Here is a 25372-nt window from a genome sequence, read left to right as displayed (position 1 = left end):
GCTCCCTTTCTCATTTCGCAGTGCTACAATACCTTAATGGGAAACCCTTATTCTATAAGGGTTTCCCATTTTATTTGGTCTGAAAAATAGGACTTAAAATAATAATAGTTGGTCGGAATTTACCCTTTTTTCTTGGGTTTTCAGCTCTCCCAACAGCAGTTTCATGGTGGTATATTGCTTTTCTGTTACTTCCAAACAGCGGATTGACCCTTCTTGCGGTAGGTTTGCACATAGCCTATTGTGGTGTTTTTGCAACGAATCTCGACCTTTGACAATACGGCTGTATACGGAAAGCTGGAGCATTTGGTATCCATCTTTTAATAGAAACTGGCGGAATTGATTGGCGGCTTTGCGCTTTGCCGCTGTGGTAACCGGTAGGTCGAAGAAGACAATAATCCTCATAAATTTGGCCTCACTCATATTGGTATTCTTTCAATGGCAAGATTTCAGGCAGTTTCAGCTGTTTGGCGTTTTTGTCGGTTACGCTGGCTTGAAATGAAGAAATTATTTTGTCGATGGCAGCTAAGGTGCTGAAATGTTGCCGTTCGATGCAGATTTGACAGTGAAGGGTCTTGATAAGGTTTTGTTTGATGTTAGGGGTCAGATCAGTTTTCAAACGGCCTTGTTCATGCAAATGTATAACGATCAGATCGGCCAATGGGCGCAAGGGTTCGATAAAGTCATCTGCGAGGTTGAATGGATTTAGTTCGCTTCTATGAAACAAGCCTAATGCAGGCAACCAACCATATAAGGTCAAGGCGCGTGCGACTGCGGCACGGAGTACGGCGTAGGTGTAGTTCAATGCAGCATTGACGGCATTGTTGTCATTACGGGTAAATTTTTCTCCAAAGAGGGCTTGGAAGTAGAGGGCGGCAGCTTGGGCTTCACGGTTTCCTGTATCGCCTGAACGGACTTCAACTACCAAAGAGCGCAGCCGTTTGGCTGCAAGATCATTGCCTGTTTCGTCTGCGACAAATGCTTGATTTAGGATTTTTTGGCGGATGATATGTTGCCAGAGTTGCTTTTTTAAGGGTTCGCTTATATTCAGCTGCAGCTTGAGGATTTTAAGTTGGCGGTGATATTGGGCATAAGGCAGCCATTGTCCGCAGGGCAGGAACTGTTCGTCACATGTCAGTAAGGTTGCGCCATATTCGGCTAAGGCTGATAGGAGCGGGGCAGTAATCAGGGTTTCGCGGTTTTCGATGATAATAACGGCGATGTCTTCTAATGGTACGGTGTGGGACTCGCCGTTTTGTTGAATCAGCAGTTGCCGGCGTTGCAAGGATAGTTTGCCGCCGTTTTGAATAAGCAGGCTGCGCCAAGTCATGTTTTCCCCTTATTTTGATATAAAAAATCCCTGCTTCAGGCCGTCTGAAACAGGGATAGATTAATTTAACGGACAGGCGGGCGTTTTTTCAGACGGCATGGTCTGATTTCTTTGCCGAGTTCGTCGATTTGGTATTTTTGGAATGAAAGAGCGGTTTTGACACCAATACCTTCCAGTATTCCATTTTTGCCAATTTTATGATCAAGATCATGAATGCGTATATTAATATTACCTGTGCCTCGATGGCAGCTGGCAAAGTAACCAAATATCCTAGCTTTTTTTGTTATTACTTCAATTAAATCATTAGGGTGTAATGAGAATTTAAAGTTAAAACTATCATCAATAAGTTGCCAATCTTCTTCATCTTTAAAAGCGATAATAGCCCTATCCGGCAAAATCCCTTTCGCTACCTGCCAACTGTAAATCGGAACCAGATAACACTTGCCGCCTTTCTCAAACACATCTACGCGCACCATGGTTGCATTGTCGGCAATACCGTTATGGTTGCGCACCCATACGCCGGTTTTCTGTACTTGCTCTACGCGTACGGCTTTTACCTGTTGAGTGCGGTTGCCTGCTTTATCGTATTTGTAAAACGGCTCGGCAAAGGCTTTGGTAGGATCGTCTTTATGTGCTTCCAAACGTGCTTTCAGTCCTTCGCATAGCTTAGGTTCGCGCTCCCGATTGACCATTTTTTCCAAGTCTTTCAGTTTTAATTGTGTCAGCGGTACGCGCAACACGCTGATGCCTTCGTCCAGTCGTTTGGCGGATTTGACGGTCTCCATATGGCCTTGCCCGCTCATCTTCCGATTGGGCGCGCGTGAAACAAACAGTGGCGTAACGTATTCGTGCACGGCTTCGGGGCGAGAAGATAATTTTTCTGCGAGCAGGGTACGCAGTTTTTCGGGGGTATCCGCTTCTTCAAATTCGGATTTGCCGTCCGGTTTGCCGAAGACGCGAATCATGACTTCTTGTGCGAAAAATTCCCAAGGTTGCGGGAAGTGTGCTTTTTGATGCAGCACTTCTCCTGTTTCTTTATCTATGGTTTTGCCGTCAAACGCGTTCATCTCTTTATAGCGTACAAAACGGGTAATTTTCTGCTGCATGGCAACGGTTGAGCAGGCAACGACGACGGCGTCCAAGGCGTGATGGCGGTCGTTTTCCGCACGCACTTTGCGCAATCCCCAAAAGCCGCGCAACAGATTGGTAATTTGTCCGTTGGATGCAAAGACACGTCTTTTCCCTTTACCTGTCAGCAGCATATGGTCGGCAACGAATTGGCACAGGAAACGGTTGACGTAGCGCGTATCGTTCAGATTGCGTTCTTTAAAGCCATCTTCATCGAATTTTTGCATCAGAATCCGTTGTTTTTTACTGCGTGGGAAACGGCTGGTTTCGACACGCGCTTTAAATTCCTGCCATTCGCGGCTGTTGTCTTTGCCGTTGAAGTATTCGTAAGGGGTTTGGTTGCCTTTGTTTTGGTTTTCGCTGCCCAATACCAGCACTTTATTGTTGAAACTGTCGTCCCATGTGCGCGAGAACGGCAGGGCATGGTCGATTTCGACATAGCCTTTTTCGTTCAGACGGCCTAAGTTGATTTCTTTGCCCGAATACAGGCATTTGCCGTGTTGTTGCTCGTACAGGCGCAGTTTCAGAATATCTTTGGATTTGGGTTCGCCGACAAAATTGGGGAAATACTCTCGGAATTCGGCGGCGGCTTTTTCACGGTCTTTACGGTTTTCTTCTTGGCGTTTTTCGATTTCTTTGCGGTCTTTAAACGATTTTCCTACTTCCCTTGCTGTTTCAATATGGATACGGGCAGGGGAGCCGTAACGCCGAACCACGCCGTTAATGACTTTCCGTGCTTGAGATAAGGCGCGCAAGACGACGGGGTTGCGGATTTCGTCGGCGGGAATCGGCGGCAGATAAAGCATTTCCTCCGAATTTTTCTCGCCATAATGATCCCCGTAGGTTTCAGCGCAGGCTTCATCGTAACGTTTGCCTTGTTCCATCAGCGGCACGATTCGGCGCAACGCTTTCAAAGAAATTTGAACGAACTTGTCGAAGCTGATGTGTTTCAACAGTGCATCCAAGATTTCAGGTTGCAAGCAGCCTTTCAGACGACCTGTAATATCCTCATCTGTTTTAAACAGGGAGAATGCCGTACCGATTTCATCCTGCAATTCGGGGGAAAGGCTCAACGGAGATTTTTTGTCTTTCAAACCTTCTTTTTCCAGCGCACGGCGGATGGCGTGGTAAGCCTTCATTTCCATCAGCGTTGCCGATTCGGCATTGTCTTTGCCGTAACGCAAACCTTTGAAAAATGCCGTATCGTCCAATCCCAGCAGTTCTCGTGCTTTTGCATAAGTTAGCTTATTTTTATAAGGCATATCTATAAGCGTGGCACGTTCGGTATCAGTCAGCGGACGCTCGCTGCCTTGCTCTAAAATACGCAGGTTGTTCAGCTTGGTCAGCCAGATGAAACGTTCGGCGGTATAGGTGTTTTTAGCGGCTTTCGGCTCTGTCGGCTCAAAGGTGCAATACCCCAACATTTTTTGAACAGCATCGCCAGACAGGGCAGGGCGTTGCGCCATCAGCAGGGTTTCAATACCTTCTTTAAGGCCGTCTGAAATATGCGGATTGCCAAATTCTTTTTGTTTTTCAAACAGCAAAACTAGCTCTGCCTGCAAATCTTTGCGGCTGAACGTATGCGAATAATCGCCGCGCTGGTTGCGGATATGGCCGCTTTCTTTCTCAAATTTATTTAAAGCCAATTCAGCCGGTGTGCGGAAATCGCCTGTCTGTAAGGCATGGGCATTGTCGGCTACGCCTTTAAGCAAAGCACCAAGCTCCTTGTCGGCAGTTTCGCCTTCATTTTTCCGTTGCGACAAATAGCCGCGGTGTTTGATTAAATGCAACAAGACTGCCGACCACTCTAAAGGCGTCAGTTTGCGGTCTAATGCGGCTGCGCGAAGTTGCCATGGTGTATTCGGTAAGGATTTAATCAAGCTGTTTTCATCAAAATCGGCAGCCTGTAATACGCCCTCGCGTTTCAATAGGCGACGGGCCCGAAGCAGGCGGTGGGCGCGACGGCGGGTCAGGCGGCGGACGCTGCGTGCCAAGCGTCTTGCCGCTGCGAGAGAGTCGCCTGTTTTCGGTACTTCTGCACGCTCAAATACGCGCACGCCCAAATCAATCAGGCGGATGGGGTTTTCTTCTTCGTCAATTTCTACCATCGCCCAGCCGACGGATGCGATGCCGATATCGAGGCCGAGGATGTAGTTGATTGGATTGGGTTTGAATGCAGCCATCAGTTTCTCCGTAATATGATGTTTAGTAAGTATAAATATATCCTAGGTAAGTATTACCATGCAAATGAAATGCTTGACTGGGTGCCGATTTGGAATTAGAATTTGGACATATTGTTGCACTGCGAAATGAGAAACGTTGCTACAATAAGGCCGTCTGAAAAGATGTGCCGCAACGCTCTGCCCCTTAAGGCTTCGGCTTTAAGGGGCATCGTTTTGTCTAAATGGCAGGGATTAAAAAGGCCGTCTGAAATTTCAGACGGCCTTTGGTGTTACCAGATATCGGATTTGATTTTGCGTTTCAAGCCTGGGTGTTCAGAGAGTTTGAACTCTGGGTCTTTGCCCACTTTCAGCTTGGCTGTGTAGTCTTTCAACAGCAGGAAGGCAAGTGGGGACAGGAGTAGGATGGCGACGAGGTTAATCCATGCCATGATGCCCATTGCCATGTCTGCCATATCCCATACCAAGGGTACGTTGGCAACTGCGCCGAAGTAGACCCATGCCAAAACCAGCATACGGAAAACGGCGGTAACCAGCCAATGGCTCTTGATGAATTGGACATTGGACTCGGCATAGGCATAGTTACCGATAACGGTTGAAAAGGCAAACATAAACAGGATGACGGCAAGGAAGCCCGCGCCCCATTCGCCTACCTGGCTGACGATTGCCGCTTGGGTCAGCGCCGCACCGCTCAGGTCTCCGTAAGGCTGTTGATAGGTCAAGATGATAAAGGCGGTGCATGAGCAGACGATGATGGTATCGACGAAAACGCCCAGCATTTGAATCATGCCTTGGGAAACGGGGTGCTTCACTTCGGCTGCGGCTGCGGCGTTCGGCGCGGAACCCATACCCGCTTCATTGGAATACAGGCCGCGTTTGATACCCTGCATCATGGTGGTCGAAATCAGACCGCCGAGGAAACCGCCTGCAGCCGAATCGAAGTTGAACGCGTTGGAAAAAATCTGACCGAACACTTCAGGAATCAGGGAAATATTGGTAACAATGATGAAGAGTGCTATGACGAGATATAAAACCGCCATCAGCGGGACGATGATTTCCGCGGCTTTGGATACGCGGCGGATACCGCCGAAGATAATCGGGGCAGTCAGAATGACCAGAGCGACGCCGACATAGTGTTGATCCCAGCCCCATGCCGCTTTGGTGGTATCGGCGATGGTATTGGTCTGTACGGCTTCAAATACAAAGCCGAAACAGAAAATTAGACTCAGGGCGAATAAAACGCCCAGCCATTTTTGTCCCAGGCCTTGAGTGATGTAGTAGGCAGGGCCGCCGCGGAAGTGGTGGTTGTCGTAGTCCCGGATTTTAAAGAGTTGAGCCAGTGAAGATTCGACAAACGCCGAACTCATGCCGATTAAGGCGGTTACCCACATCCAGAACACCGCGCCCGGTCCGCCGAGTTTGATGGCAATCGCCACGCCGGCGATGTTGCCCACGCCTACGCGGCTGGCCAAGCCGGTAACGAATGCTTGGAACGGTGTGATTCCGTGCGGATCATCACCTTGTTTGCGACCGCCCAGCATTTCTTTGATACTGCGGCCGAAGAGGCGGAATTGTACAAAACCGGTGGTAACGGTGAAAAAGAGGCCTGCGCCTAAAAGCATATATACCAACCCCGACCACATTGGGTCGTTGATGGCGTTTACCCAGCCGTGAAGCTGTTCAAAAAATTGATCCATACAAACCTTTCAGAATTTCTGCATTTTCAGACGGCCTGTGTGTGGAGGCTGTCTGTAACTGGATGTATTCTAGCAGACTGTCAACAAACTGAAAAACGTTTACATATTCTTTTTTATATTATCTTTTTGATTATCATGTAATTTTATTATTATGGTGTAAAGAATTTATCGATTTTAATTTTCCCGGTTTACATATTTGAACAAAAAGGCCGTCTGAAAACAGAGTCTTGTTTTCAGACGGCCTTGATTTTATTTCAATGCGTTATTCGGGACGCATTTGCGGGAACAGAATCACGTCGCGGATGGTTTGCGAATCGGTCAGCAACATTACCAAGCGGTCGATGCCGATGCCGCAGCCGCCGGTCGGCGGCAGACCGAATTCCATGGCGCGGATGTAGTCGGCATCGTAGTGCATGGCTTCGTCGTCGCCGGCGTCTTTTTGCGCCACTTGCGCTTTGAAGCGTTCGGCTTGGTCTTCCGGATCGTTCAACTCGGAGTAGCCGTTTGCCAATTCGCGGCCGACAACGAAAAGCTCGAAGCGTTCGGTCAAGCCCGGTTTGCTGTCGGATGCGCGTGCCAATGGCGACACTTCGACAGGGTAGTCAATGATGAAAGTCGGGTTCCACAGTTTGCCCTCGGCGCAACCTTCAAACAGGGCGAGTTGCAGGCTGCCGATGCCGGGAGACGGCGGCAGGCTTTCGCCGTGTTTGACGATTTCTTTTTTCAGCCACTCCGCATCGTTCAACTGCTCGTCGGTGTAGTGCGGATTGTATTTTTTGATGGCGTCGAGAATGGTCAGGCGTTCAAACGGGCTTTCCAAATCGACTTCTTTACCGTTGTAGCTGATTTTCGCCGTGCCGTTTACCGCGCGGGAAGCGTTGCGGATGATGTCTTCCGCCATTTGCATCATGCGTTCGTAGTCGGAGAAGGCTTCGTAGAATTCGATCATGGTGAATTCAGGGTTGTGGCGTACGGACATGCCTTCGTTGCGGAAGCTGCGGTTGATTTCAAACACGCGTTCCAAACCGCCGACAACCAAGCGTTTCAGATACAGCTCAGGCGCGATGCGCAGGTAGAGCGGGATATCCAAGGCATTGTGGTGGGTAACGAATGGTTTTGCTGTTGCACCGCCCGGAATCGGGTGCATCATTGGGGTTTCAACTTCCAAATAATGCTCGTTAACCATGAAATTGCGCACGGATTGGATGATTTGGCTGCGTTTGATAAACGTATTGCGCGATTCTTCGTTGGCAATCAAATCGACGTAGCGTTGACGGTATTTAGTTTCCTGATCGCTCAAGCCTTTATGTTTGTCCGGCAGAGGGCGCAGGGATTTGGACAGCAGGCGGATGTTGGACACGCGCACGGTCAATTCGCCGTGGTTGGTTTTGAACAAAGTACCTTCCGCGCCGACGATGTCGCCCAAGTCCCAGTGGTTGAAATCGTCCAAAACTTCTTGGCTCACGCCTTTGTTGTTCAAATAAAGCTGGATTTGACCGGTAACGTCTTGAATGGTGGCAAAGCTGGCTTTGCCCATTTGACGTTTGAGCATCATGCGGCCAGCCACTTTGACGGGAATGCCTTGCGGGTCGAGTTCTTCTTTGCTGATTTCACCGTATTGGGTGTGCAGGTCGGCGGCAAAGCTGTCGCGTTTGAAATCGTTAGGGTAGGCGTTGCGTTCTTTGCGGATGTTGTGCAGTTTCTCGCGGCGCAGGGCGATGATTTGGTTTTCGTCCAACTGCGGCTCGATTTGCGGATTGTTTTGTTCGCTCATGGTGTTTTCCGGGAAAATGAGTCAGGCTGCTGATATTTTCAGACGGCCTGAATAAAGTGAAAAATTGGCTCTATTTTACGCGATGTCGGTGTTTTTTTCTATAAAGGCAGAAAGGCCGTCTGAAACCTGAAAAATCAGTTTCAGACGGCCTTTTGTTTCATGAAGGGCAGTATCGGCAGTTAGATATCGGTTTCCAAATAAACGACTTGGGTTTGCAGATATTCTTCCAAACCGTGTTTGCCGTCCGCGCCGCCGATACCGGATTTTTTCCAACCGGCGTGGAAGCCCTGCATGGCTTCGAAGTTTTCGCGGTTGATGTAGGTTTCGCCGAATTGCAGGCGGCGGGTGACGTAGAAGGCTTCGTTCAGGTTGGTGGTGTAAACGGAGCTGGTCAGACCGAATTCGCAGTCGTTTGCCAAGGCGATGACTTGGTCGAGCGTGTCGAAAGTGGCAACAGGCAGGACGGGGCCGAAGGTTTCTTCCTTCATGATGTCCATGTTGTTGTCGGTATCGGTCAGCAGGGTCGGCTCGAAGAAATAGCCGCGTCCTTCGGCGCGTTTGCCGCCGCAAACCAGCGTCGCACCTTGTTTGACGGCGCGTTCCACTTTTTCGGCAACGGCTTTGACGGCGCGCTCTTCAATCAGCGGACCCATTTCCAGCGCGCCTGCTTCGGCTTCGGCAGGATTGCCGTAGCGCACGCCTTTCATGGCGGCGGTCATTTTTTCAATGAACGCGTCTTTCAGGCTGCTGTGGACATAGACGCGCTCGGCGCAGTTGCAGATTTGACCGGTGTTGCCGACACGCGAAGCCAAGATGGATTTCACTGCCAAATCCAAATCCGCGTCTTTCAAAACGATGGCAGGCGCTTTGCCACCGAGTTCCAGCGAGACTTTGGTGATGTTGGCGGAAGCGGCTTCCATCACTTGGCGGCCTGCATCGACAGAACCGGTCAGGCTGACCATATCGACTTGCGGATGTGATGCCAAGGCATTGCCGATTTCTGCGCCCGGGCCGTTAACGACGTTGAACACGCCTGCGGGTAAGCCTGAGGCATGGATGATTTCAGCAAAAATGTGGCAGTTAATCGGGGTAACGCTGCTTGGTTTGACGACGATGGTATTGCCTGTTACCAAAGCCGGGCCCATTTTGCGGGCGATTAGGAAGAATGGGAAGTTCCACGGCAAAATGCCGGCGATCACGCCTAAAGGACGTTTGAACAATAAAATATTTTCGCGTGGGCGGTCGCTTTGGATGATTTCGCCTTCATAACGGCGCGCCCATTCTGCTTGATAGTCGAGATAATCGGCAGTGAACATGACTTCTATGCGTGCCAAATCTTTGGTTTTACCGCCTTCGGCAACAATGGTATCCGTCAGCTCATCGGCACGTTCACGGATGCCTTGGGCAATTTTGCGCAGGTATGCGCCGCGCTCAACGGCAGGCAAACGCTCCCATGTAGTTTGCGCATCTCTGGCCGCGGCAACGGCACGATCAACATCGGCTTTTCCGCCTTTAGGCTCACGCGCGATGACTTCTTCGGTTGCTGGATTCAAAACATCACGCCATGTACCGTTAAAGTCGGTTTCAAAGCGGCCGTTGATATACATAGACAGTTGTTTCATCAAACCTTCTCCTGTTGTTGTAGTTGGATGTAGTTTTAGTCTATGCCTAAATTGTCTGGCATACAAGAGGATTTGGCGTGGGTTGATGGTAGGTATTTGGAAGTTTTTAGAAAAATATGATGTGTGGGGAGTTGGGTTTGATTGATTTAAGAGGTTTGTGATGCTTTGAGTTACATCTATAACAGCATTGTGACAAAGCTCGAATATTGCTTGATTTTGATGATGAGAAAGGTATTAAGTGAAGAAAGGCTTAATAGAGAATATAAAAAAACCTGCTTTTTTCAAAGCAGGTTTTCATATTTGGTGGGTCGTGAGCGATTCGAACGCTCGACCAACGGATTAAAAGTCCGCTGCTCTACCGACTGAGCTAACGACCCGATAAGCTGTGCATTATAGGTAGCTTGTTTCTTTTCGTCAACTGTTTTTTTGAAATTTTTTTCAAAAAACGTAAATCGGCTGTTATTTGGCGTTAATTCTCCCTTTTTTGAGCATTTATTATGTTATGATTTTTTAGTCTGTCAGTTTTGACAGATATTTTTTAGACCAAAGGATATACAACATGAAAAAATTATTAATTGCTGCAATGATGGTGGCCGGCTTGGCTGCGTGTACACAAGAAGCGAAAAAAGAAACCCAAGAGGCGGCTTCTGCTGTTGCTTCCGATGTAAACGCTGCTGCTGAGAATGCAGCTTCTTCTGTTGATGCTGCTGCTTCTGAAGTCAAAGGTGCGACTGAGCAAGCTGTTTCTGATGTTAAAGATGCTGCTGCAGATGCTAAAGCAACTGCGGATAAAGCAGTTTCTGACGCTAAAGATGCTGCCGGTAAAGCGGTTGAAGAAGCTAAAGATGCGGTTTCTGATGCTAAAGATGCTGCCAAAGACGCAGCTAAAGATGCTATGGGTAAAGCAGCCGATGCGACTCAAGAAGCTGCCGACAAATTGAAAGACGCTGCTAAATAAGCTGGTGTTTGATATTTGAAAAGGCCGTCTGAAATGTTCAGACGGCCTTTTTATATCGGCAGATTATTTTTTCTCTTGCTGACGCGTATATACCAAAGAAGTCAGGATGGACGCGCCCAGTGCGCCGAAGACGACGGACAGGGAAATGGAAATCGGGATATGTACCCAGTGCATAATCAGCATCTTGATACCGATAAAGCTCAACACGAAAGCCAAGCCGTATTTGAGGAAAATAAAGCGTTCGGCAAAGTCTGCCAGTAAGAAGTACATGGCACGCAGACCCAAGATGGCAAAAATGTTGGAAGTGAGGACGATGAAAGGGTCGGTGGTTACGGCAAAAATAGCGGGGATGCTGTCCACGGCAAAGATAACGTCGCTTAATTCGATCATAATCAATACCAGCAAAAGCGGCGTAGCGATGCGTTTGCCGTTTTCGATGGTAAAGAATTTTTCACCGTCAAACTGTTGGCTGGTCGGGATGACTTTTTTGAGCAGGGTCAGGATCTTGTTTTGGGAAAGGTCTTCTTCAGCTTCGGCTTCGGGCTTCATCATGTGAATGCCGGTGTATAAGAGAAAGGCGCCGAAGAGGTACAAAATCCATTCAAATTGTTGTACCAAGGCGGCGCCGATGAAGATCATGATGGCGCGCAGGACGATGGCACCGAATACGCCATAGAGCAAGACGCGGTGTTGGAATTTGGGTTCGACTTTGAAGTAGCCGAAAATCATCAGGAAAACGAAGATGTTATCGACGGCAAGGGATTTTTCGAGTACATAGCCGGTGAAGAATTCGAGGACTTTTTCTTTGGCGACAACGACCCCGTAAGTCGGGTTGCCCGCCAGTTCAAAATAGAGCCAGCCTGCAAATGCACAAGATACGGCCACCCAAATGCCGCTCCAGGCGAGGGCTTCTTTGATGCTGACTTTGTGGGCGCCGTTTTTTTTCAGCGATACCATATCGATGGCGATCATGATTAAGACGGCAATAAAGAAGATGCCGTAAAACATCGGCGAGCCGACGGACGGGTATTGGGTCATAAAAAATCCTTGTGTGTGGGGGGTATGGGTAAGGTTTACCAAGACAGGTAGAACATCGCCTTGGCAAAAAAGACGATAAACAGCATATGGCTGAAGACAACGGCGTGTATGTATTTCGACCAGCCGACGGTGAGGGTGTGTCGGGCCATTTTGACAACGGCGATGGCAAAATGCACCAAAACGCTTATTGCCAACAGGATTTTGATGCTCAACATAATGCTGAAGGCGCTGTCGAGAGGATGGTGCAGCATTGGCAGATAACGGTTGTACACCATAACGATGCCGCTGATAAAAAGGGTGATGACGACAATCGGCATCACGCGGACGGCACGATGGGACATGGCACGCTCGACTTCGCGGCGCGATTCGCGCGAAACACGGCCGGTGTGTAAAACGGAGAGAACCAGCATTTCGAAAAATACGCCGCCGACAAAGGCAATCGCGCAATAAACGTGGATGATGTGTGCCAGTGCGTAGATACTCATGACGGGTGTTTCCGGTAATTCAGACAAGTCGTCATTGTATCACTACCGAATGCGGTTGATGTATGCGCAATTTTATGCCAAATATATTAAATTTTATAAATATTCTATTGGAATTTCCGTTTGTTTTTGAAGTTAACCGTTCATCAAGGGCGTTATCTTAGTTTAATCTGTCTTTACTTATCAGAAAATATATTAATGAAAGGTTGTGGCATACTGCTCCATATACAGCTTAACCCCCTGATGGAGAATCAAACCATGAAGAAAACTTTTGCAAAAACTGTGACCTTGATCATGCTGGCCGCTTCTTTGGGTGCATGTGCCAATATGACTCAAACCCAACGCAACACTGCTGCTGGTGCGGTATTGGGTGGCGTGGCAGGTAACTTGATTGGTGGCGATACCGGCTCTACCTTGGGTGGCGCGGCTTTGGGTGGCGTTATCGGCAGCCAGGTTCATACCCGCTACTAATCCTTTATTCGGTTAAAAATAAAAAAGGCCGTCTGAATATTCAGACGGCCTTTTGTTTTACGGTTTATTCGTTGACGAACGTTACACCGGTCAGTTGCGATTGCAAAATAGCCGTGCGCAAGGCAGTCAGTGCTTTGGGACGGACAAAGTTGCGGCGATAAGCCAAAACGACACGGCGGTGTGGTGCAGTGCCTTCAAACGGGATAATGCTGAAAAGCATGTGGTCGTTTTCGGTCAATGCGGTAGCCGGCATGACGCTGATGGCCAGGCCGCTGGCAACCATGTGGCGGATGGTGTTGATGGAGCTGCCTTGCAGGGTATTGGTCAAACCTTGGATTTTCTGTTTGGAAGCCAATTCGGAACAGCTCGCCAACACTTGGTCGCGCATACAGTTGCCTTCAGACAGCAGCAACACTTGTTCTTCGCCCAAAAGCTGAGGCGTAACGGCATCGAGTTCTTCAAAGTGATGGCCTTTGGGAACAATGACGAAGAAAGGTTCGTCATACAGAGGCTTGGTCACGATACCCGGCTCTTGGAACGGTTCGGCAACGACGATTGCATCGACATCGCCACGTTTGAGCGACTCGGTCAGGATGTGGGTATAGTTCTCTTCCAACATCAGCGGCATTTTCGGTGCGGTTTCACGCAGCGCGGTAATGAGCTTGGGCAGAAGGTAGGGGGCAACGGTAAAAATCAGGCCGAGTTTGAATGCGCCTTCCAATTCGTTTTGCTCTTCATTGGCAAGGTGCTTGATGAGTTCTGCTTCTTCCAGAACCCGGCGGGCTTGGGCGACAATGCGCTCTCCCGCTTCGGTCGTGATGATATCGTTGCTGCTACGGTCGAACAGGGATACCGACAGCTCTTCCTCCAGCTTTTTGATGGCAATGGAGAGGGTGGGCTGGCTGACAAAGCAGCGTCGTGCGGCACGTCCGAAGTGACGTTCTTGTGCGACGGCTACGATGTAACGCAATTCGGTCAAGGTCATGTGTTAAGCCTTTTTTTGTTCCGGCAGGGTGATGTTCAGCTCAAGAACGTCCAAGCCGTCTTGTTTCTCTTGGGAGATGCGGATGTCGTCCAATGATACGTTGACGTATTTGGACAGGACTTCCAACAACTCTTTACGCAGGGTCGGCAGATAGTCCGGAGCTTGGCCTTCTTGTGCGCGTTCTTGCGCGATGATGATTTGCAGGCGGTCGCGCGCGACTGTGGCGGTTTTCGGCTTTCTGCCGAACAGCATATCGAGCAGTGACATGTATTAACCTCCGAACAGTCGTTTTAAGAAGCTTTTCTTCTCAGCTTCGAGGAAACGCATTTCGCGGTTTTCACCCAAGAGGCGGGCGATAACGTCTTTATAGGCTTCTGCTGCTGCGGCATTGTCTTGGTGGATGACAGGTTCGCCGGAATTGGAAGCTTGCAAAACGTTTTGTGATTCAGGAATTACACCGATCAACGGAATACGCAAGATGTCGCAGATGTCTTGTACAGACAGCATTTCACCCTTGGCTACGCGCTCAGGGGAGTAGCGGGTAATCAGCAGGTGCTCTTTAACAGTACCGCCTTGTTCGGCTTTGCGGGATTTGCTTTGCAAAATGCCCAGGATGCGGTCGGAGTCGCGGACGCTGGATACTTCCGGATTGGTGGTAATGATGGCTTCGTCGGCAAAGTAGAGCGCCATCAGTGCGCCTTGTTCGATACCGGCAGGAGAGTCGCAGATGATGAATTCGAAGCCCATTTTTTCGCTGGCTAACTCTTTCATCACGTTGTCTACACCTTCGCGGGTCAGTGCGTCTTTATCGCGGGTTTGCGATGCAGGCAGGATGTAGAGGTTTTCGCAGTTTTTGTCTTTAATAAGGGCTTGGTTGAGAGTCGCTTCGCCGTGGATAACGTTGATGAGGTCGTATACGACGCGGCGTTCGCAACCCATAATCAGGTCAAGGTTGCGCAAACCGACGTCGAAGTCGATTACGGCAGTTTTGTGGCCGCGCAGGGCCAGGCCGGTTGCGATGCTGGCGCTGGTAGTGGTCTTGCCTACGCCGCCTTTACCTGAAGTTACTACGATGATTTTGGACACGATATTTCCTTTTTAAGTACTGATGTTTATTCGGCGTCGATTGCGCTGATAACCAGTCGGTTGTCTTGCAATGATACTTGTACGGGTTTTTTGTGCAGATGCTCGGGCAGGTCTTGCTCGAAGTTGCGGTAGATACCGGCAACGGAGACTAATTCGGCCTGCATGGAATGAATAAAGATGCGCGCGTTGGTATTGCCTTTGGCACCGGCCAACGCTCTGCCGCGCATGGGGGCATAAATATGGATGTTGCCGTCGGCGATAAGTTCCGCACCTTGGCTGACGATGCCGGTAACGATGAGGTCGCCGTTTTCAGCGTAAACCTGCTGGCCGGTACGCACGGGCGTGCTGACCAATACAGTCGGATTGTTGATAACGGTGGCTTGTACGTCTTGCGGCTGCGGTGCTTGGCGGGGGGCAGGCGCTGCCTGTGTGTCGGCTGCCTGGGTGGAGTTGCCTTGTTTGAATACCAAGTGGTAACGCGCCGCTGCTGCCGCCCATGTGTCGCTGGTGTGGTGCAGCCCTAAGATTTGCATACCGTAACGGGCAAACAGGGAAATCATGCCGCCCAAATCGATGGATTCGGGGTGGTCGAAATCTTGTACGTCTAAAATGAAGGGAACGAATTCGTCTTGGGATTGGCCTGCCAGTTGGCGCAGGAATTCTTCCAATTCGGTTAGATCTGCGGTGTGCAGATGGATGGATAAGACGTCCAAACGTGACGTTTTTATGTCGAATGCGGGTTTCATTGTAATGAAATAATAAAATTTTTTAATGACGTAAGTTTACCGTGTAAATCTTGGCTATTCAATCTGTTTGACCATCTGAAACCAAAATATTTTGTTTGAACGTTTTTCAGCTGTATTTAGTGTGGTTTTTTGGTGTGAACGCAGGTTTCAGACGGCCTTGGGAAAGGGGTAGCCGTGTGTGTCGATGTCATCGGCGGCGGCCCACGGCGTGTGGATGAGGGTGGACGGTAGGTGCGCCAATTCGGGGACGTAACTGCGGATGTAGCTGCCGTCGGGATCGATTTGATGCGAACGGTGGGCATAGCGGACGGTGGCCGTGTCTTGTGCGGCGAGGTGCCAGTTGGCTTGGTTGAGCGCGGGGTCGGTGCCGGTTTGGACGGAGGCTGCCCACGCAATGCCTTGGTTGGGGTCGAAGTTGAGGGCGTGGCAGAAATAGTGGGCGCACAGCTGCTGGAGAACAGGGTGTAAGTGACCGGTGGCTTCGAGGCCGCGGATGGAGGCGTCGATGATGGGTACGCCGGTTTGGCCGAGTCGCCAGTATTCGCGTACCGGGGCGGCATCGGTTGTTTCGGGCAGGCGGCGGTGGTAGGCGAGCTGGTAGCAGTAGTCGCGGAAAATAAGCTTGTCCAGCCATTCGAAATGTCGGTTTGCCAAGCCTTCGGCAGCCAGCAGGCGCGGTGAAATGCAGCCTGCGGACAGGTAGGCATTGAGGAGGCTGGTGTTTTTTCGTGCCGGAAAGTTTTGGGTAATCGGGTAGTGAACCAAATTCTGTTTGAATGCGTGCCATTGCGTTAAGGCTGCGGTTTCGCCGCCCTGCTGATAGGCAGGCAATACCGCGCCGGCATGGGCTGGAAACAGTGGAACGTTTTGTCCGGTTTGAACAGGCAATTCGGTTTCAGACGGCCTTTGTCCTGAATAAGCCTGCAACCATGCTTGTTTATAGGCGGCAAAATCGGTGTAGGGCAGGCCGTTGGCATCCATGAGGGGGGATTTGGCCAAAATACCGCGGTCGTTGGCGTGTTGCAGGGTAATGCCTGCTCGGTCGAAATTGTGCCAGAGGTGGTTGTCTTGGCGGATTTCGGCTTCGGTGTAGGCTTCGTCTGTGATGACGGTATAGGCATTGAACGCAGCAGCCAAGGGGAGGAGGTCTTCGTCGGAAGCGACGACATATAAAGGGATATGGTGCGCTGCCAGACGGGTATGCAGCTCTTGCGCGGCTTGATAGTGGAACAGGCTTTGACGCGGATTGTGGTTTTCAGACGGCCTTTGGCTGACCCAGACGCAGGCGATGGGAAAACCGCTTGCAACGGCGGCATTAAGCGCGGCATTGTCGTGCAGACGGAGGTTGCGGCGGAACCAGACAAGGACGTGAGCAGATTTCATGAGCATGTTCCGACGGAAAACGGGGAAACCATTTTATCAGAATTGGCCTCATGTATCAGGCCGTCTGAAAAATCTTTTGGTTTGATTTTGCTATATAATTTTGGTTTTAGCAATGAGGCGGCAATCATGACCGAGAAAACCGTTTTGGCACTCATTACCTGCCAAACCTATCCCGAACCATCAGACAACCTGAAAACATTGGCGGCATGCTTGGAAACCATGGGCGTGAAAACCGTATTTGATGCGTGGCAAAACCATCCGTCCGCGCCGTTTTTGCTGCCTTTGTGCGCATGGGATTATGCCGCCGAACCCGAAGCCTTCCGCAAATGGCTGGAGCAAGCCGAGCAGGCGGGGCAGCGTTTTATCAATCCGCCCGAGCTGATGGCTTGGAATATGGAAAAGACTTATTTGTGCGATTTAGCAGAACGCGGCGCGCGAGTGATTCCCAGCGTGTTCGTTCCGCCGCAAAAAGCCGAGTTGGCGGACATCCTGAACCGACAAGGCTGGACGGAAGCAGTCATCAAGCCGGCATTCGGGCAGAGCGGCAAAGGGGTAGTCAAAGTTTGTGCGGATGTATTGGACGTGGATATGGCGGATTATCCGCAAGGCATGATTGTTCAACCTTATATCCGCGAAATCGAAACAGCAGGCGAAACCTCGCTGGTGTTTTTCAACGGCGTATTCAGCCATGCCGTACGCCGTCAGCCGCCTCAAGGCGAATGGCGCGCCAACTCGGCCTATGGCGTGTCGGTATTTGGTATCGAGCCGCCCGAGTTTGCCGTCCGTGCCGCGCAAGACGCACTGGCCGCTTTGCCGCAAATGCCGGTTTACGCCCGAGTGGACGGCACATTGGTCGGCGACACCTTCCTGCTCAATGAATTGGAACTCATCGAGCCCGCCCTGTATTTGCACACCAGCGAAGGCGCGCCGGAACGCTTTGCCCGAGTGTTGGCGCAGTTGCTTGGGCAACATTCATCAACCTGACTTTATCAATATAATTAACAAGCCTCAGGCCGTCTGGAAACCATCTTTCAGACTGCCTGAGGCTTTTTTTAAACAAGATTTGCGTGTTTGTATTTTTCAATAATGTGCCATTTGTCGATTGTGTCATTTTAATTGTTGCAGTCTTAATTGATGGTTGGTTAACTTTCATTTGGCATTTTATCTCGGTCGCAGCCTTTATTTTTAGCGGATTGTAAACAATCTGGCCGGTCTAAATAGATATCTTTTTAGGGTAAAACCTCAAAAATCTTTTTAAAAAGAAAGATATTGTCTTATTGAATATTCTGTGCTGAAATTACATGACACTACAAAAAGTAGTGCATAAAAAATAAAACAGACAAAGGAGAAAGCCATGCAATTGTTTTTAGACAATCTCAAAGCCTTTTTCGAAACCATCAGCGGCTGGGTCTGGGGACCTATTATGTTGATGCTGCTGGTCGGTACGGGCATTTTGCTGACCGTTTTGCTGAAAGGCTTGCAGTTCACCATGTTGGGTTATGCGCTGAAACAGGCGTTTGTGCCGTCAAAGAAGCATGAAGACGGCGAAGACCACGAAGGTGATATTTCCCATTTTGCGGCGTTGATGACCGCGCTGTCCGCCACCATCGGTACGGGTAACATCGCCGGTGTGGCGACTGCGGTGGTAACCGGCGGCCCGGGCGCGGTATTTTGGATGTGGATGACCGCCATTTTCGGTATGGCCACCAAATACGGCGAGGGCGTGTTGGCGGTGAAATACCGCGTGACCAATTCCAAAGGCGAAATGTCCGGCGGCCCGATGTATTACATCGAAAAAGGCTTGGGTAAAAACTGGAAATGGATGGCCGTCGCATTTGCGCTGTTCGGCACATTCGCTTCATTCGGTATCGGCAGCTCGGTGCAGTCCAACTCGGTTGCGCAGGCAGTGCAGACCAGCTTCGGCGTCGAACCTGCCTACACCGGCATAGTCTTGACCGTATTAACGGCCATTGTGCTTTTGGGCGGCATTAAGGGCATTGCCAAAGCCGCGTCCTTTATCGTACCTGCCATGGCAGTGTTTTATGTAGTAGGCGGTATTGCCATTATCGTGATTAATTCCGATGTACTGATGCCTGCCGTCAAACTGATTTTCTCCGATGCGTTTAGCGCGCAGGCCGTTGCCGGCGGTGCCATCGGTACGGTTATCCGCTACGGCGTGGCGCGTGGCGTGTTCTCCAATGAGGCGGGTATGGGTTCTGCGCCGATTGCCGCTGCAGCCGCGAAAACCGACCACCCCGTCCGTCAGGCTTTGGTTTCCATGACCGGTACGTTTTTGGACACCATTGTTGTTTGCTCGATTACCGGTATCGTGTTGGTCATGGGTCTGCTCGGCGCAGGTGGCGAGTTTGTGAAACCTGAATTGAGCGGCGCGGCGCTGACAACCGTCACTTTCCAAAAAATGCTGCCCGGCATCGGCGGCTGGATTGTGACCATCGGCCTGATTTTCTTTGCCTACTCAACCATTCTCGGCTGGTGTTATTACGGCGAGAAATGCGCGGTTTACGTTTTCGGCGAGAAGTTTGCCGGTTTGTACCGCGTCGGTTATGTTTCTTCGGTCATGCTGGGTACCGTGTTGAGCCTTGATTTGGTGTGGCTGGCTTCGGACACATTCAACGGCTTGATGGCCTTGCCCAATCTGATTGCGCTTTTGTTGATGGCGAAAGTCATCGTCAATGAAACACGCGACTTCAAACAAAAAATCAAAAACGGCGAATTGCCGCATTGATGTCCAAGGCCGTCTGAACCTGAACATTCAGACGGCCCGATGTATATTAAGTTTGTTTTGAAAAAGGTCAGAGGAGGAGAAAAATGAAAGTGCTTGTTTTAGGTGCTGGTGTGGCCGGCGTATCTTCCGCGTGGTATCTGGCAGAGGCAGGACATGAAGTAACGGTCATCGACCGCGCCGAGGGCGTGGCGATGGAAACCAGTTTTGCCAACGCAGGCCAGCTTTCTTACGGCTATACCACGCCGTGGGCTGCACCCGGTATCCCGACCAAAGCGCTGAAATGGCTGTTTAAAAGCCATCCGCCTTTGCTGTTCCGCCCTGACGGCAGCCTGTATCAAATCGAATGGCTGTGGCAAATGCTGCAAAACTGCACGGCAGCGCGCTATCAAATCAATAAAGAGCGCATGGTCAGGATTTCCGAATACAGCCGTGAAATGTTCCGCCGTTTTGAAGCGCAAACCGGCATGAATTTTGAAGGGCGCAAAAAAGGGACGTTGCAGATTTTCCGCCAAGCTAAAGAAGTTGAAGCGGCAGAACAAGACATTGCCGTTTTGGAACGCTACGGCGTGCCGTACCGCCGTCTGAAACCTGAAGAATGCGCAGAATTTGAGCCTGCGCTGGCACGCGTTACCGCCAAAATTGCCGGCGGCCTGCACCTGCCTGCGGACGCAACCGGAGACTGCCACCTCTTCACTGAAAACCTATACAAATTGTGCCAGGAAAAAGGCGTACAGTTCCATTTCAACCAAACCATCCGCCGCATCGAACACAATGGGCAGCGCATCAGCGCAGTCGAAACCGAAAAAGAACGCTTTGAAGCAGATGCCTTCGTCTGCGCGCTCGGCTGCTTCAGCAGGACGGTTTTGGCGCAGTTGGATCTCAATCTGCCGATTTATCCCGTCAAAGGCTATTCCTTGACCCTGCCGGTCACCAATTCAGACGGCGCTCCGGTTTCCACCGTTTTGGATGAAAGCTACAAAGTCGCCATCACGCGCTTTGATAACAGAATCCGCGTCGGCGGCATGGCGGAATTGTCGGGCTACGAAATCAAACTGCCCGAAAAACGCCGCGAAACCTTGGCTTTGGTCGTCAACGACTTGTTCCCAGAAGGCGGAGATTTGAAACAAGCATTGTTCTGGAGCGGCCTCAGACCGATGACGCCCGACAGCACGCTGCTAATCGGGCGCACCCGCTTTGAAAACTTGTTCCTGAATACCGGCCACGGCACTTTGGGCTGGACCATGTCGCTGGGTTCGGCAAAATTAACCGCCGATATCGTGAGCGGCAAAGACACCGAAATCCGCAGCGACGATTTGAGCCTGTCTCGCTATCAGGCTTAAGCTGGAAAGCGATAAGGTTTAGCGACATTTCAAATTTAAAGGCCGTCTGAAAATTATTTTTCAGACGGCCTTTTGTTTCAAAATCCGTGTATCCAATCAATAAAATAAATAATAACTATTATCATATGCATTAAAAAGTGTTAGTCTGAACCTGTCCAGCTTTTAGCGCAGGTTTTCCCATGCCCGATTTTTCGATGCCCAATTTGGCCGTTGCCTTTTCCATCACGTTGGCTGCCGGTTTGTTTACCGTATTAGGCAGCGGTTTGGTGATGTTTTCCAAAACGCCCAATCCGCGCGTGTTGTCGTTTGGTTTGGCATTTGCCGGCGGTGCGATGGTGTATGTTTCCCTGACGGAGATTTTCAGTAAATCCAGTGAGGCGTTCGCTGAAATTTATGATAAAGACCACGCGTTTGCGGCGGCGACCATGGCATTTTTGGCCGGTATGGGCGGCATTGCGCTGATTGACCGCCTGGTGCCGAACCCGCATGAAACCTTGGATGCGCAAGATCCGTCGTTTCAAGAAAGCAAACGCCGCCATATCGCGCGAGTCGGTATGATGGCGGCGTTTGCGATTACTGCGCACAATTTCCCCGAAGGCTTGGCGACGTTTTTTGCCACCTTGGAAAATCCGGCGGTCGGGATGCCTTTGGCCTTGGCGATTGCCATCCATAATATTCCGGAGGGCATTTCCATCGCCGCGCCGGTTTATTTTGCCACCCGCAGCCGTAAGAAAACGGTATGGGCGTGTCTGCTATCCGGCTTGGCCGAGCCTTTGGGTGCGGCTTTGGGCTATTTGGTTTTGCAGCCGTTTTTGTCGCCTGCCGTGTTTGGTTCGGTGTTTGGCGTGATAGCCGGCGTGATGGTGTTTTTGGCGTTGGATGAGCTGTTGCCGGCCGCCAAACGCTATTCAGACGGCCACGAAACCGTTTACGGTCTGACAACGGGTATGGCGGTGATTGCCGTCAGCCTGGTATTGTTCCGTTTTTAAAACCCGTATGCCAAAGGCCGTCTGAAATGATTCAGACGGCCTTTTTGCGTTATAATCCGCACATCAAAAATAACCTTAATTTCACAAAGTTCCATCATGTTAGACAAATACAATCCCGCCGAAATCGAATCCAAACACTATCAAAACTGGGAAACACAAGGTTATTTCCAGCCCGATATGGATTTGACCAAACCGTCTTTTTCCATCCAACTGCCGCCGCCCAACGTAACCGGCACACTGCACATGGGTCATGCCTTCAACCAAACCATCATGGACGGCCTGACCCGCTACTACCGCATGAAGGGCTGCAACACCGCCTGGATTCCCGGCACCGACCACGCGGGCATCGCCACGCAAATCGTGGTTGAGCGTCAGCTTGCCGCGCAAAACGTGTCGCGTCATGATTTGGGGCGTGAAAAATTCTTGGAAAAAGTGTGGGAATGGAAAGAAGTTTCCGGCGGCACGATTACGCAGCAGATGCGCCGCGTGGGCTGTTCTGCCGACTGGACACGCGAGTATTTCACGATGGACGACGTGCGCGCGGAAACCGTGACCGAAGTGTTCGTGCGCCTGTTTGAACAGGGCTTGATTTACCGCGGCAAACGCTTGGTGAACTGGGATCCGGTTTTGGGTACCGCAGTGTCTGATTTGGAAGTGGAAAGCGTGGAAGAACAAGGCTCTATGTGGCACATCCGCTATCCGCTGGCGGACAATCCTGCCGAAGCCGTTATCGTGGCGACCACCCGTCCCGAAACGCTGCTGGGCGACGTGGCCGTAGCCGTCAACCCTGAAGACGAACGTTACACCCACTTAATCGGCAAAGAATTAATCCTGCCGCTGACCGGCCGCACCATTCCCGTGATTGCTGACGAATACGTTGAAAAAGACTTCGGCACAGGCTGCGTGAAAATCACGCCTGCGCACGACTTCAACGACTACGAAGTCGGCAAACGCCACGACACGCGTTTGGTTAACGTGTTCGATTTGGAAGCCAAAGTGTTGGCAAACGCCGAAGTGTTCAACTTCAAAGGCGAAGCGCAGCCAGGCTTTGCCCTACCTGAAAAATACGCAGGCTTGGACCGCTTTGCCGCGCGCAAACAAATGGTTGCCGATTTGCAAGAACAAGGCTTCTTGGTCGAAATCAAACCGCACACGCTGATGACGCCGAAAGGCGATCGCACCGGCTCAGTGATTGAACCAATGCTGACCAGCCAATGGTTTGTCGCCATGTCCGCCACGCCAAACGGCGGCGAGCCTGACAGCGAATTCAAAGGCCTGAGCCTTGCCGATAAAGCCAAAAAAGCCGTCGACAGCGGCGCAGTGCGTTTTATCCCTGAAAACTGGGTCAACACCTACAACCAATGGATGAACAACATCCAAGACTGGTGTATCTCGCGCCAATTGTGGTGGGGCCATCAAATCCCTGCATGGTACGACAACGAAGGCAATGTGTACGTTGCCCGCAATCAGGAAGAAGCTGAAAAACAAGCCGGCAAAACCGGTTTGACCCGTGAAGAAGACGTATTGGACACATGGTTCTCCTCCGCGCTCGTGCCCTTCTCCACGCTCGGCTGGCCGTCTGAAACCGACGAACTCAAAGCCTTCCTGCCATCCAATGTCTTGGTAACAGGTTACGAAATCATCTTCTTCTGGGTGGCGCGCATGATTATGATGACCACCCACTTCACCGGCAAAGTACCGTTTAAAGATGTGTACATCCACGGCATCGTGCGCGACCACGAAGGCAAAAAAATGTCCAAATCCGAAGGCAACGTCATCGACCCTGTGGATTTAATCGACGGCATCGACTTGGAAAAACTGCTGGTGAAACGTACCACCGGCCTGCGCAAACCCGAAACCGCGCCGAAAGTGGAAGAAGCAACCAAAAAACTCTTCCCCGAAGGCATTCCGAGCATGGGCGCGGACGCATTGCGCTTCACCATGGCGAGCTACGCCAGCCTCGGCCGCAGCGTCAACTTCGACTTTAAACGCGCCGAAGGCTACCGCAACTTCTGCAATAAATTGTGGAACGCCACCAACTTCGTGTTGATGAACACCGAAGACAAAGACTGCGGTCAAGACGAAATGCAGCCGTTGGCGTTTACCTTCGCCGACCAATGGATTATCGGCAAACTGCAACAAGCCGAAGCCGCCGTTGCCGAAGCCTTCGAAACCTACCGCTTCGACCTTGCCGCGCAAACGCTGTACGAATTCGTGTGGAACGAATATTGCGACTGGTACATCGAGCTGGCAAAAGTGCAAATCCAAACCGGCTGCCCGACAACCCAGCGCACCACACGCCGCACCCTCGTGCGCGTACTCGAAACCATCCTGCGCCTGCTGCACCCAATCATGCCGTTCATTACCGAAGAGCTGTGGCAGGTCGTTGCGCCTCTGGCGAATGCCAAAACCGCCGACAGCATCATGTTGGCCGCCTATCCGCAAGCCGATAAAGAAAAAATCGTTCAGACGGCCTTCGATAAAATGGCTGCATTGAAAGACTTGGTGGAAGAAGTGCGCAAACTGCGCGGCGAAATGGGTATCGCGCCAAACGTCAAAGCACCGCTCTTTGTCGAAGGCAGCGCAGAACTCGAAGGCCTGCTCAAATACCTGCCATCGCTGACCCGACTGACCGAAGCCAAGCTGGTGGACAGCCTGCCCGAAGCGGAAGACGCCCCCGTCGCCGTCTGCAACGGCGCGCGCCTGATGTTGAAAGTCGAAATCGACAAAGCCGCCGAAACCGCTCGTTTGAGCAAAGAAGCCGAGAAGCTGCAAAAAGCCTTGGACAAACTCAACGCCAAACTCTCCAAACCCGGCTACACCGAAAAAGCCCCAGCACATTTGGTGGAAAAAGACAAAGCCGATTTGGCGGAATTGGAAGACAAAATGGCGAAAGTTCAAACTCAGTTGGCGAAGTTGAAAGACTGATTTAACTGAATAGATAAGGCTGTCTGAAGAATGTTTTTCAGACGGCCTCTTTTAGAAAAGGAAATAGATGAAACTCTTTATTTTGCCGGTACTTTTATCCGCAACAACTGCTCTGGCTTCTCCGATTGTCGGTACATGGCATTGCGTTGGTAACACTTATATCGCTCAAAGTGATATACAAATAGAATATTTTCTGGATGGTAGTTTCAAAGGAAATGGTACAGTTAATGTTGACATTGATGACTATGGTAACAATTTATTGACATATCATTTAATCAGTACGGGACAATGGAGTTTTGAGAACGATGTCTTGACTAGAAGGCAAATCAAGGTTAGTGACTTGTCACGACGTCACAGCCCTGAAACACAGGCATGGTTAGAGAAGTCAGAGGATGCTCGATCAGTGGAAAACATGATACACAACATATTGGGTGGTATGATAGGTGTTAATAATGAGGATGATGTTCAACAATTAGATAGAACAGGCAAATT

At 50.6% G+C, this 25372-nt stretch carries 21 protein-coding genes and 1 tRNA gene; 8 read left to right on the top strand and 14 right to left on the bottom strand.

The genetic code is table 11. The features are described 5' to 3' along the window. Nucleotides 1–93 precede the first annotated feature (93 nt). The 7 genes from cas2 to HMPREF2872_RS05335 all read right to left on the bottom strand — a co-directional run bounded on the left by cas2 (nt 94) and on the right by HMPREF2872_RS05335 (nt 10105). Nucleotides 94–420, bottom strand: coding sequence for a CRISPR-associated endonuclease Cas2 (cas2, locus tag HMPREF2872_RS05365; RefSeq protein ID WP_070631832.1), 327 nt, complete (start codon nt 418–420; stop codon nt 94–96). Further along, nucleotides 413–1327, bottom strand: coding sequence for a type II CRISPR-associated endonuclease Cas1 (cas1, locus tag HMPREF2872_RS05360; protein WP_070631829.1), 915 nt, complete (start codon nt 1325–1327; stop codon nt 413–415). Before cas1 ends, cas2 begins: the two co-directional genes overlap by 8 nt. Before the next feature lie 65 nt (nt 1328–1392). Next, complete coding sequence (cas9, locus tag HMPREF2872_RS05355; RefSeq protein ID WP_070631826.1) at nt 1393–4638, bottom strand: type II CRISPR RNA-guided endonuclease Cas9; 3246 nt, start codon at nt 4636–4638, stop codon at nt 1393–1395. 269 nt (nt 4639–4907) lie between these two features. Continuing rightward, nucleotides 4908–6332 (bottom strand): alanine/glycine:cation symporter family protein, encoded by a 1425-nt coding sequence (locus HMPREF2872_RS05350; RefSeq protein WP_003684764.1) that lies wholly within the window; start codon nt 6330–6332, stop codon nt 4908–4910. Between the two features lie 262 nt (nt 6333–6594). Continuing rightward, on the bottom strand, nt 6595–8106 hold the full coding sequence (lysS, locus tag HMPREF2872_RS05345; protein ID WP_070631822.1) for a lysine--tRNA ligase: 1512 nt from the start codon (nt 8104–8106) through the stop codon (nt 6595–6597). Nucleotides 8107–8285: 179 nt separating this feature from the next. Next, a complete protein-coding gene (gene aldA / locus HMPREF2872_RS05340; protein WP_070631819.1) occupies nt 8286–9728 on the bottom strand; it encodes an aldehyde dehydrogenase in 1443 nt (480 codons plus the stop codon). A gap of 301 nt (nt 9729–10029) precedes the next feature. After that, nucleotides 10030–10105: transfer RNA gene (locus HMPREF2872_RS05335), tRNA-Lys, on the bottom strand. A gap of 182 nt (nt 10106–10287) precedes the next feature. On the opposite strand from HMPREF2872_RS05335, the gene HMPREF2872_RS05330 reads away from it, so the two are divergent. Continuing rightward, a complete protein-coding gene (locus HMPREF2872_RS05330) occupies nt 10288–10686 on the top strand; it encodes an Ag473 family lipoprotein (protein ID WP_070631817.1) in 399 nt (132 codons plus the stop codon). A 63-nt stretch (nt 10687–10749) separates the two neighbouring features. On the opposite strand, the gene HMPREF2872_RS05325 is transcribed toward HMPREF2872_RS05330, so the two are convergent. Both HMPREF2872_RS05325 and HMPREF2872_RS05320 read right to left on the bottom strand, forming a co-directional pair. Then, nucleotides 10750–11724 (bottom strand): TerC family protein, encoded by a 975-nt coding sequence (locus HMPREF2872_RS05325; RefSeq protein ID WP_070631813.1) that lies wholly within the window; start codon nt 11722–11724, stop codon nt 10750–10752. Between the two features lie 35 nt (nt 11725–11759). Further along, nucleotides 11760–12209: a CopD family copper resistance protein gene (locus HMPREF2872_RS05320; protein ID WP_070631810.1), complete on the bottom strand. Its 450-nt coding sequence runs from the start codon at nt 12207–12209 to the stop codon at nt 11760–11762. Between the two features lie 255 nt (nt 12210–12464). Here HMPREF2872_RS05320 and HMPREF2872_RS05315 point away from each other — a divergent pair, with 255 nt between their 5' ends. Continuing rightward, nucleotides 12465–12677: a glycine zipper 2TM domain-containing protein gene (locus HMPREF2872_RS05315; protein WP_003684747.1), complete on the top strand. Its 213-nt coding sequence runs from the start codon at nt 12465–12467 to the stop codon at nt 12675–12677. A gap of 64 nt (nt 12678–12741) precedes the next feature. On the opposite strand, the gene HMPREF2872_RS05310 is transcribed toward HMPREF2872_RS05315, so the two are convergent. The 5 genes from HMPREF2872_RS05310 to HMPREF2872_RS05290 all read right to left on the bottom strand — a co-directional run bounded on the left by HMPREF2872_RS05310 (nt 12742) and on the right by HMPREF2872_RS05290 (nt 16877). Then, nucleotides 12742–13662 (bottom strand): hydrogen peroxide-inducible genes activator, encoded by a 921-nt coding sequence (locus tag HMPREF2872_RS05310; RefSeq protein WP_070631808.1) that lies wholly within the window; start codon nt 13660–13662, stop codon nt 12742–12744. A gap of 3 nt (nt 13663–13665) precedes the next feature. After that, complete coding sequence (gene minE, locus HMPREF2872_RS05305) at nt 13666–13929, bottom strand: cell division topological specificity factor MinE (protein ID WP_003680625.1); 264 nt, start codon at nt 13927–13929, stop codon at nt 13666–13668. Nucleotides 13930–13932: 3 nt separating this feature from the next. Further along, entirely contained in the window at nt 13933–14748 is an 816-nt protein-coding gene (minD, locus tag HMPREF2872_RS05300; RefSeq protein WP_070631800.1) for a septum site-determining protein MinD, read from the bottom strand. A 26-nt stretch (nt 14749–14774) separates the two neighbouring features. After that, complete coding sequence (gene minC / locus HMPREF2872_RS05295; RefSeq protein ID WP_063076223.1) at nt 14775–15494, bottom strand: septum site-determining protein MinC; 720 nt, start codon at nt 15492–15494, stop codon at nt 14775–14777. Nucleotides 15495–15641: 147 nt separating this feature from the next. After that, complete coding sequence (locus HMPREF2872_RS05290) at nt 15642–16877, bottom strand: FAD-binding domain-containing protein (protein ID WP_070631797.1); 1236 nt, start codon at nt 16875–16877, stop codon at nt 15642–15644. Nucleotides 16878–17003: 126 nt separating this feature from the next. Here HMPREF2872_RS05290 and HMPREF2872_RS05285 point away from each other — a divergent pair, with 126 nt between their 5' ends. The 6 genes from HMPREF2872_RS05285 to HMPREF2872_RS05260 form a co-directional block, all read left to right on the top strand. Next, entirely contained in the window at nt 17004–17861 is an 858-nt protein-coding gene (locus HMPREF2872_RS05285) for an ATP-grasp domain-containing protein (protein WP_070631794.1), read from the top strand. Nucleotides 17862–18231: 370 nt separating this feature from the next. Continuing rightward, complete coding sequence (locus HMPREF2872_RS05280; RefSeq protein ID WP_070631790.1) at nt 18232–19623, top strand: alanine/glycine:cation symporter family protein; 1392 nt, start codon at nt 18232–18234, stop codon at nt 19621–19623. A gap of 83 nt (nt 19624–19706) precedes the next feature. After that, nucleotides 19707–20963: a D-amino acid dehydrogenase gene (locus HMPREF2872_RS05275; RefSeq protein WP_070631787.1), complete on the top strand. Its 1257-nt coding sequence runs from the start codon at nt 19707–19709 to the stop codon at nt 20961–20963. Nucleotides 20964–21142: 179 nt separating this feature from the next. After that, nucleotides 21143–21952, top strand: coding sequence for a zinc transporter ZupT (gene zupT / locus HMPREF2872_RS05270; RefSeq protein ID WP_070631785.1), 810 nt, complete (start codon nt 21143–21145; stop codon nt 21950–21952). A gap of 96 nt (nt 21953–22048) precedes the next feature. Further along, nucleotides 22049–24880: a valine--tRNA ligase gene (locus HMPREF2872_RS05265; RefSeq protein WP_070631782.1), complete on the top strand. Its 2832-nt coding sequence runs from the start codon at nt 22049–22051 to the stop codon at nt 24878–24880. Nucleotides 24881–24947: 67 nt separating this feature from the next. Beyond that, the coding region (locus HMPREF2872_RS05260) for a lipocalin-like domain-containing protein (protein ID WP_070631779.1) at nt 24948–25372 on the top strand (425 nt) is incomplete at its 3' end.

Source organism: Neisseria sp. HMSC069H12, assembly GCF_001812735.1.
GTDB lineage: Bacteria > Pseudomonadota > Gammaproteobacteria > Burkholderiales > Neisseriaceae > Neisseria > Neisseria subflava.
Note: the sequence above shows the minus strand (reverse complement) of the source record. Positions and strands in the feature narration are given on the sequence as shown.

What these genes read in the sequence shown, in the direction of transcription:
- cas2 (WP_070631832.1), bottom strand. Translation starts at nt 420, where the DNA reads ATGAGTGAGGCCAAATTTATGAGGATTATTGTCTTCTTCGACCTACCG.
- cas1 (WP_070631829.1), bottom strand. Translation starts at nt 1,327, where the DNA reads ATGACTTGGCGCAGCCTGCTTATTCAAAACGGCGGCAAACTATCCTTG.
- cas9 (WP_070631826.1), bottom strand. Translation starts at nt 4,638, where the DNA reads ATGGCTGCATTCAAACCCAATCCAATCAACTACATCCTCGGCCTCGAT.
- HMPREF2872_RS05350 (WP_003684764.1), bottom strand. Translation starts at nt 6,332, where the DNA reads ATGGATCAATTTTTTGAACAGCTTCACGGCTGGGTAAACGCCATCAAC.
- lysS (WP_070631822.1), bottom strand. Translation starts at nt 8,106, where the DNA reads ATGAGCGAACAAAACAATCCGCAAATCGAGCCGCAGTTGGACGAAAAC.
- aldA (WP_070631819.1), bottom strand. Translation starts at nt 9,728, where the DNA reads ATGAAACAACTGTCTATGTATATCAACGGCCGCTTTGAAACCGACTTT.
- HMPREF2872_RS05330 (WP_070631817.1), top strand. Translation starts at nt 10,288, where the DNA reads ATGAAAAAATTATTAATTGCTGCAATGATGGTGGCCGGCTTGGCTGCG.
- HMPREF2872_RS05325 (WP_070631813.1), bottom strand. Translation starts at nt 11,724, where the DNA reads ATGACCCAATACCCGTCCGTCGGCTCGCCGATGTTTTACGGCATCTTC.
- HMPREF2872_RS05320 (WP_070631810.1), bottom strand. Translation starts at nt 12,209, where the DNA reads ATGAGTATCTACGCACTGGCACACATCATCCACGTTTATTGCGCGATT.
- HMPREF2872_RS05315 (WP_003684747.1), top strand. Translation starts at nt 12,465, where the DNA reads ATGAAGAAAACTTTTGCAAAAACTGTGACCTTGATCATGCTGGCCGCT.
- HMPREF2872_RS05310 (WP_070631808.1), bottom strand. Translation starts at nt 13,662, where the DNA reads ATGACCTTGACCGAATTGCGTTACATCGTAGCCGTCGCACAAGAACGT.
- minE (WP_003680625.1), bottom strand. Translation starts at nt 13,929, where the DNA reads ATGTCACTGCTCGATATGCTGTTCGGCAGAAAGCCGAAAACCGCCACA.
- minC (WP_063076223.1), bottom strand. Translation starts at nt 15,494, where the DNA reads ATGAAACCCGCATTCGACATAAAAACGTCACGTTTGGACGTCTTATCC.
- HMPREF2872_RS05290 (WP_070631797.1), bottom strand. Translation starts at nt 16,877, where the DNA reads ATGAAATCTGCTCACGTCCTTGTCTGGTTCCGCCGCAACCTCCGTCTG.
- HMPREF2872_RS05285 (WP_070631794.1), top strand. Translation starts at nt 17,004, where the DNA reads ATGACCGAGAAAACCGTTTTGGCACTCATTACCTGCCAAACCTATCCC.
- HMPREF2872_RS05280 (WP_070631790.1), top strand. Translation starts at nt 18,232, where the DNA reads ATGCAATTGTTTTTAGACAATCTCAAAGCCTTTTTCGAAACCATCAGC.
- HMPREF2872_RS05275 (WP_070631787.1), top strand. Translation starts at nt 19,707, where the DNA reads ATGAAAGTGCTTGTTTTAGGTGCTGGTGTGGCCGGCGTATCTTCCGCG.
- zupT (WP_070631785.1), top strand. Translation starts at nt 21,143, where the DNA reads ATGCCCGATTTTTCGATGCCCAATTTGGCCGTTGCCTTTTCCATCACG.
- HMPREF2872_RS05265 (WP_070631782.1), top strand. Translation starts at nt 22,049, where the DNA reads ATGTTAGACAAATACAATCCCGCCGAAATCGAATCCAAACACTATCAA.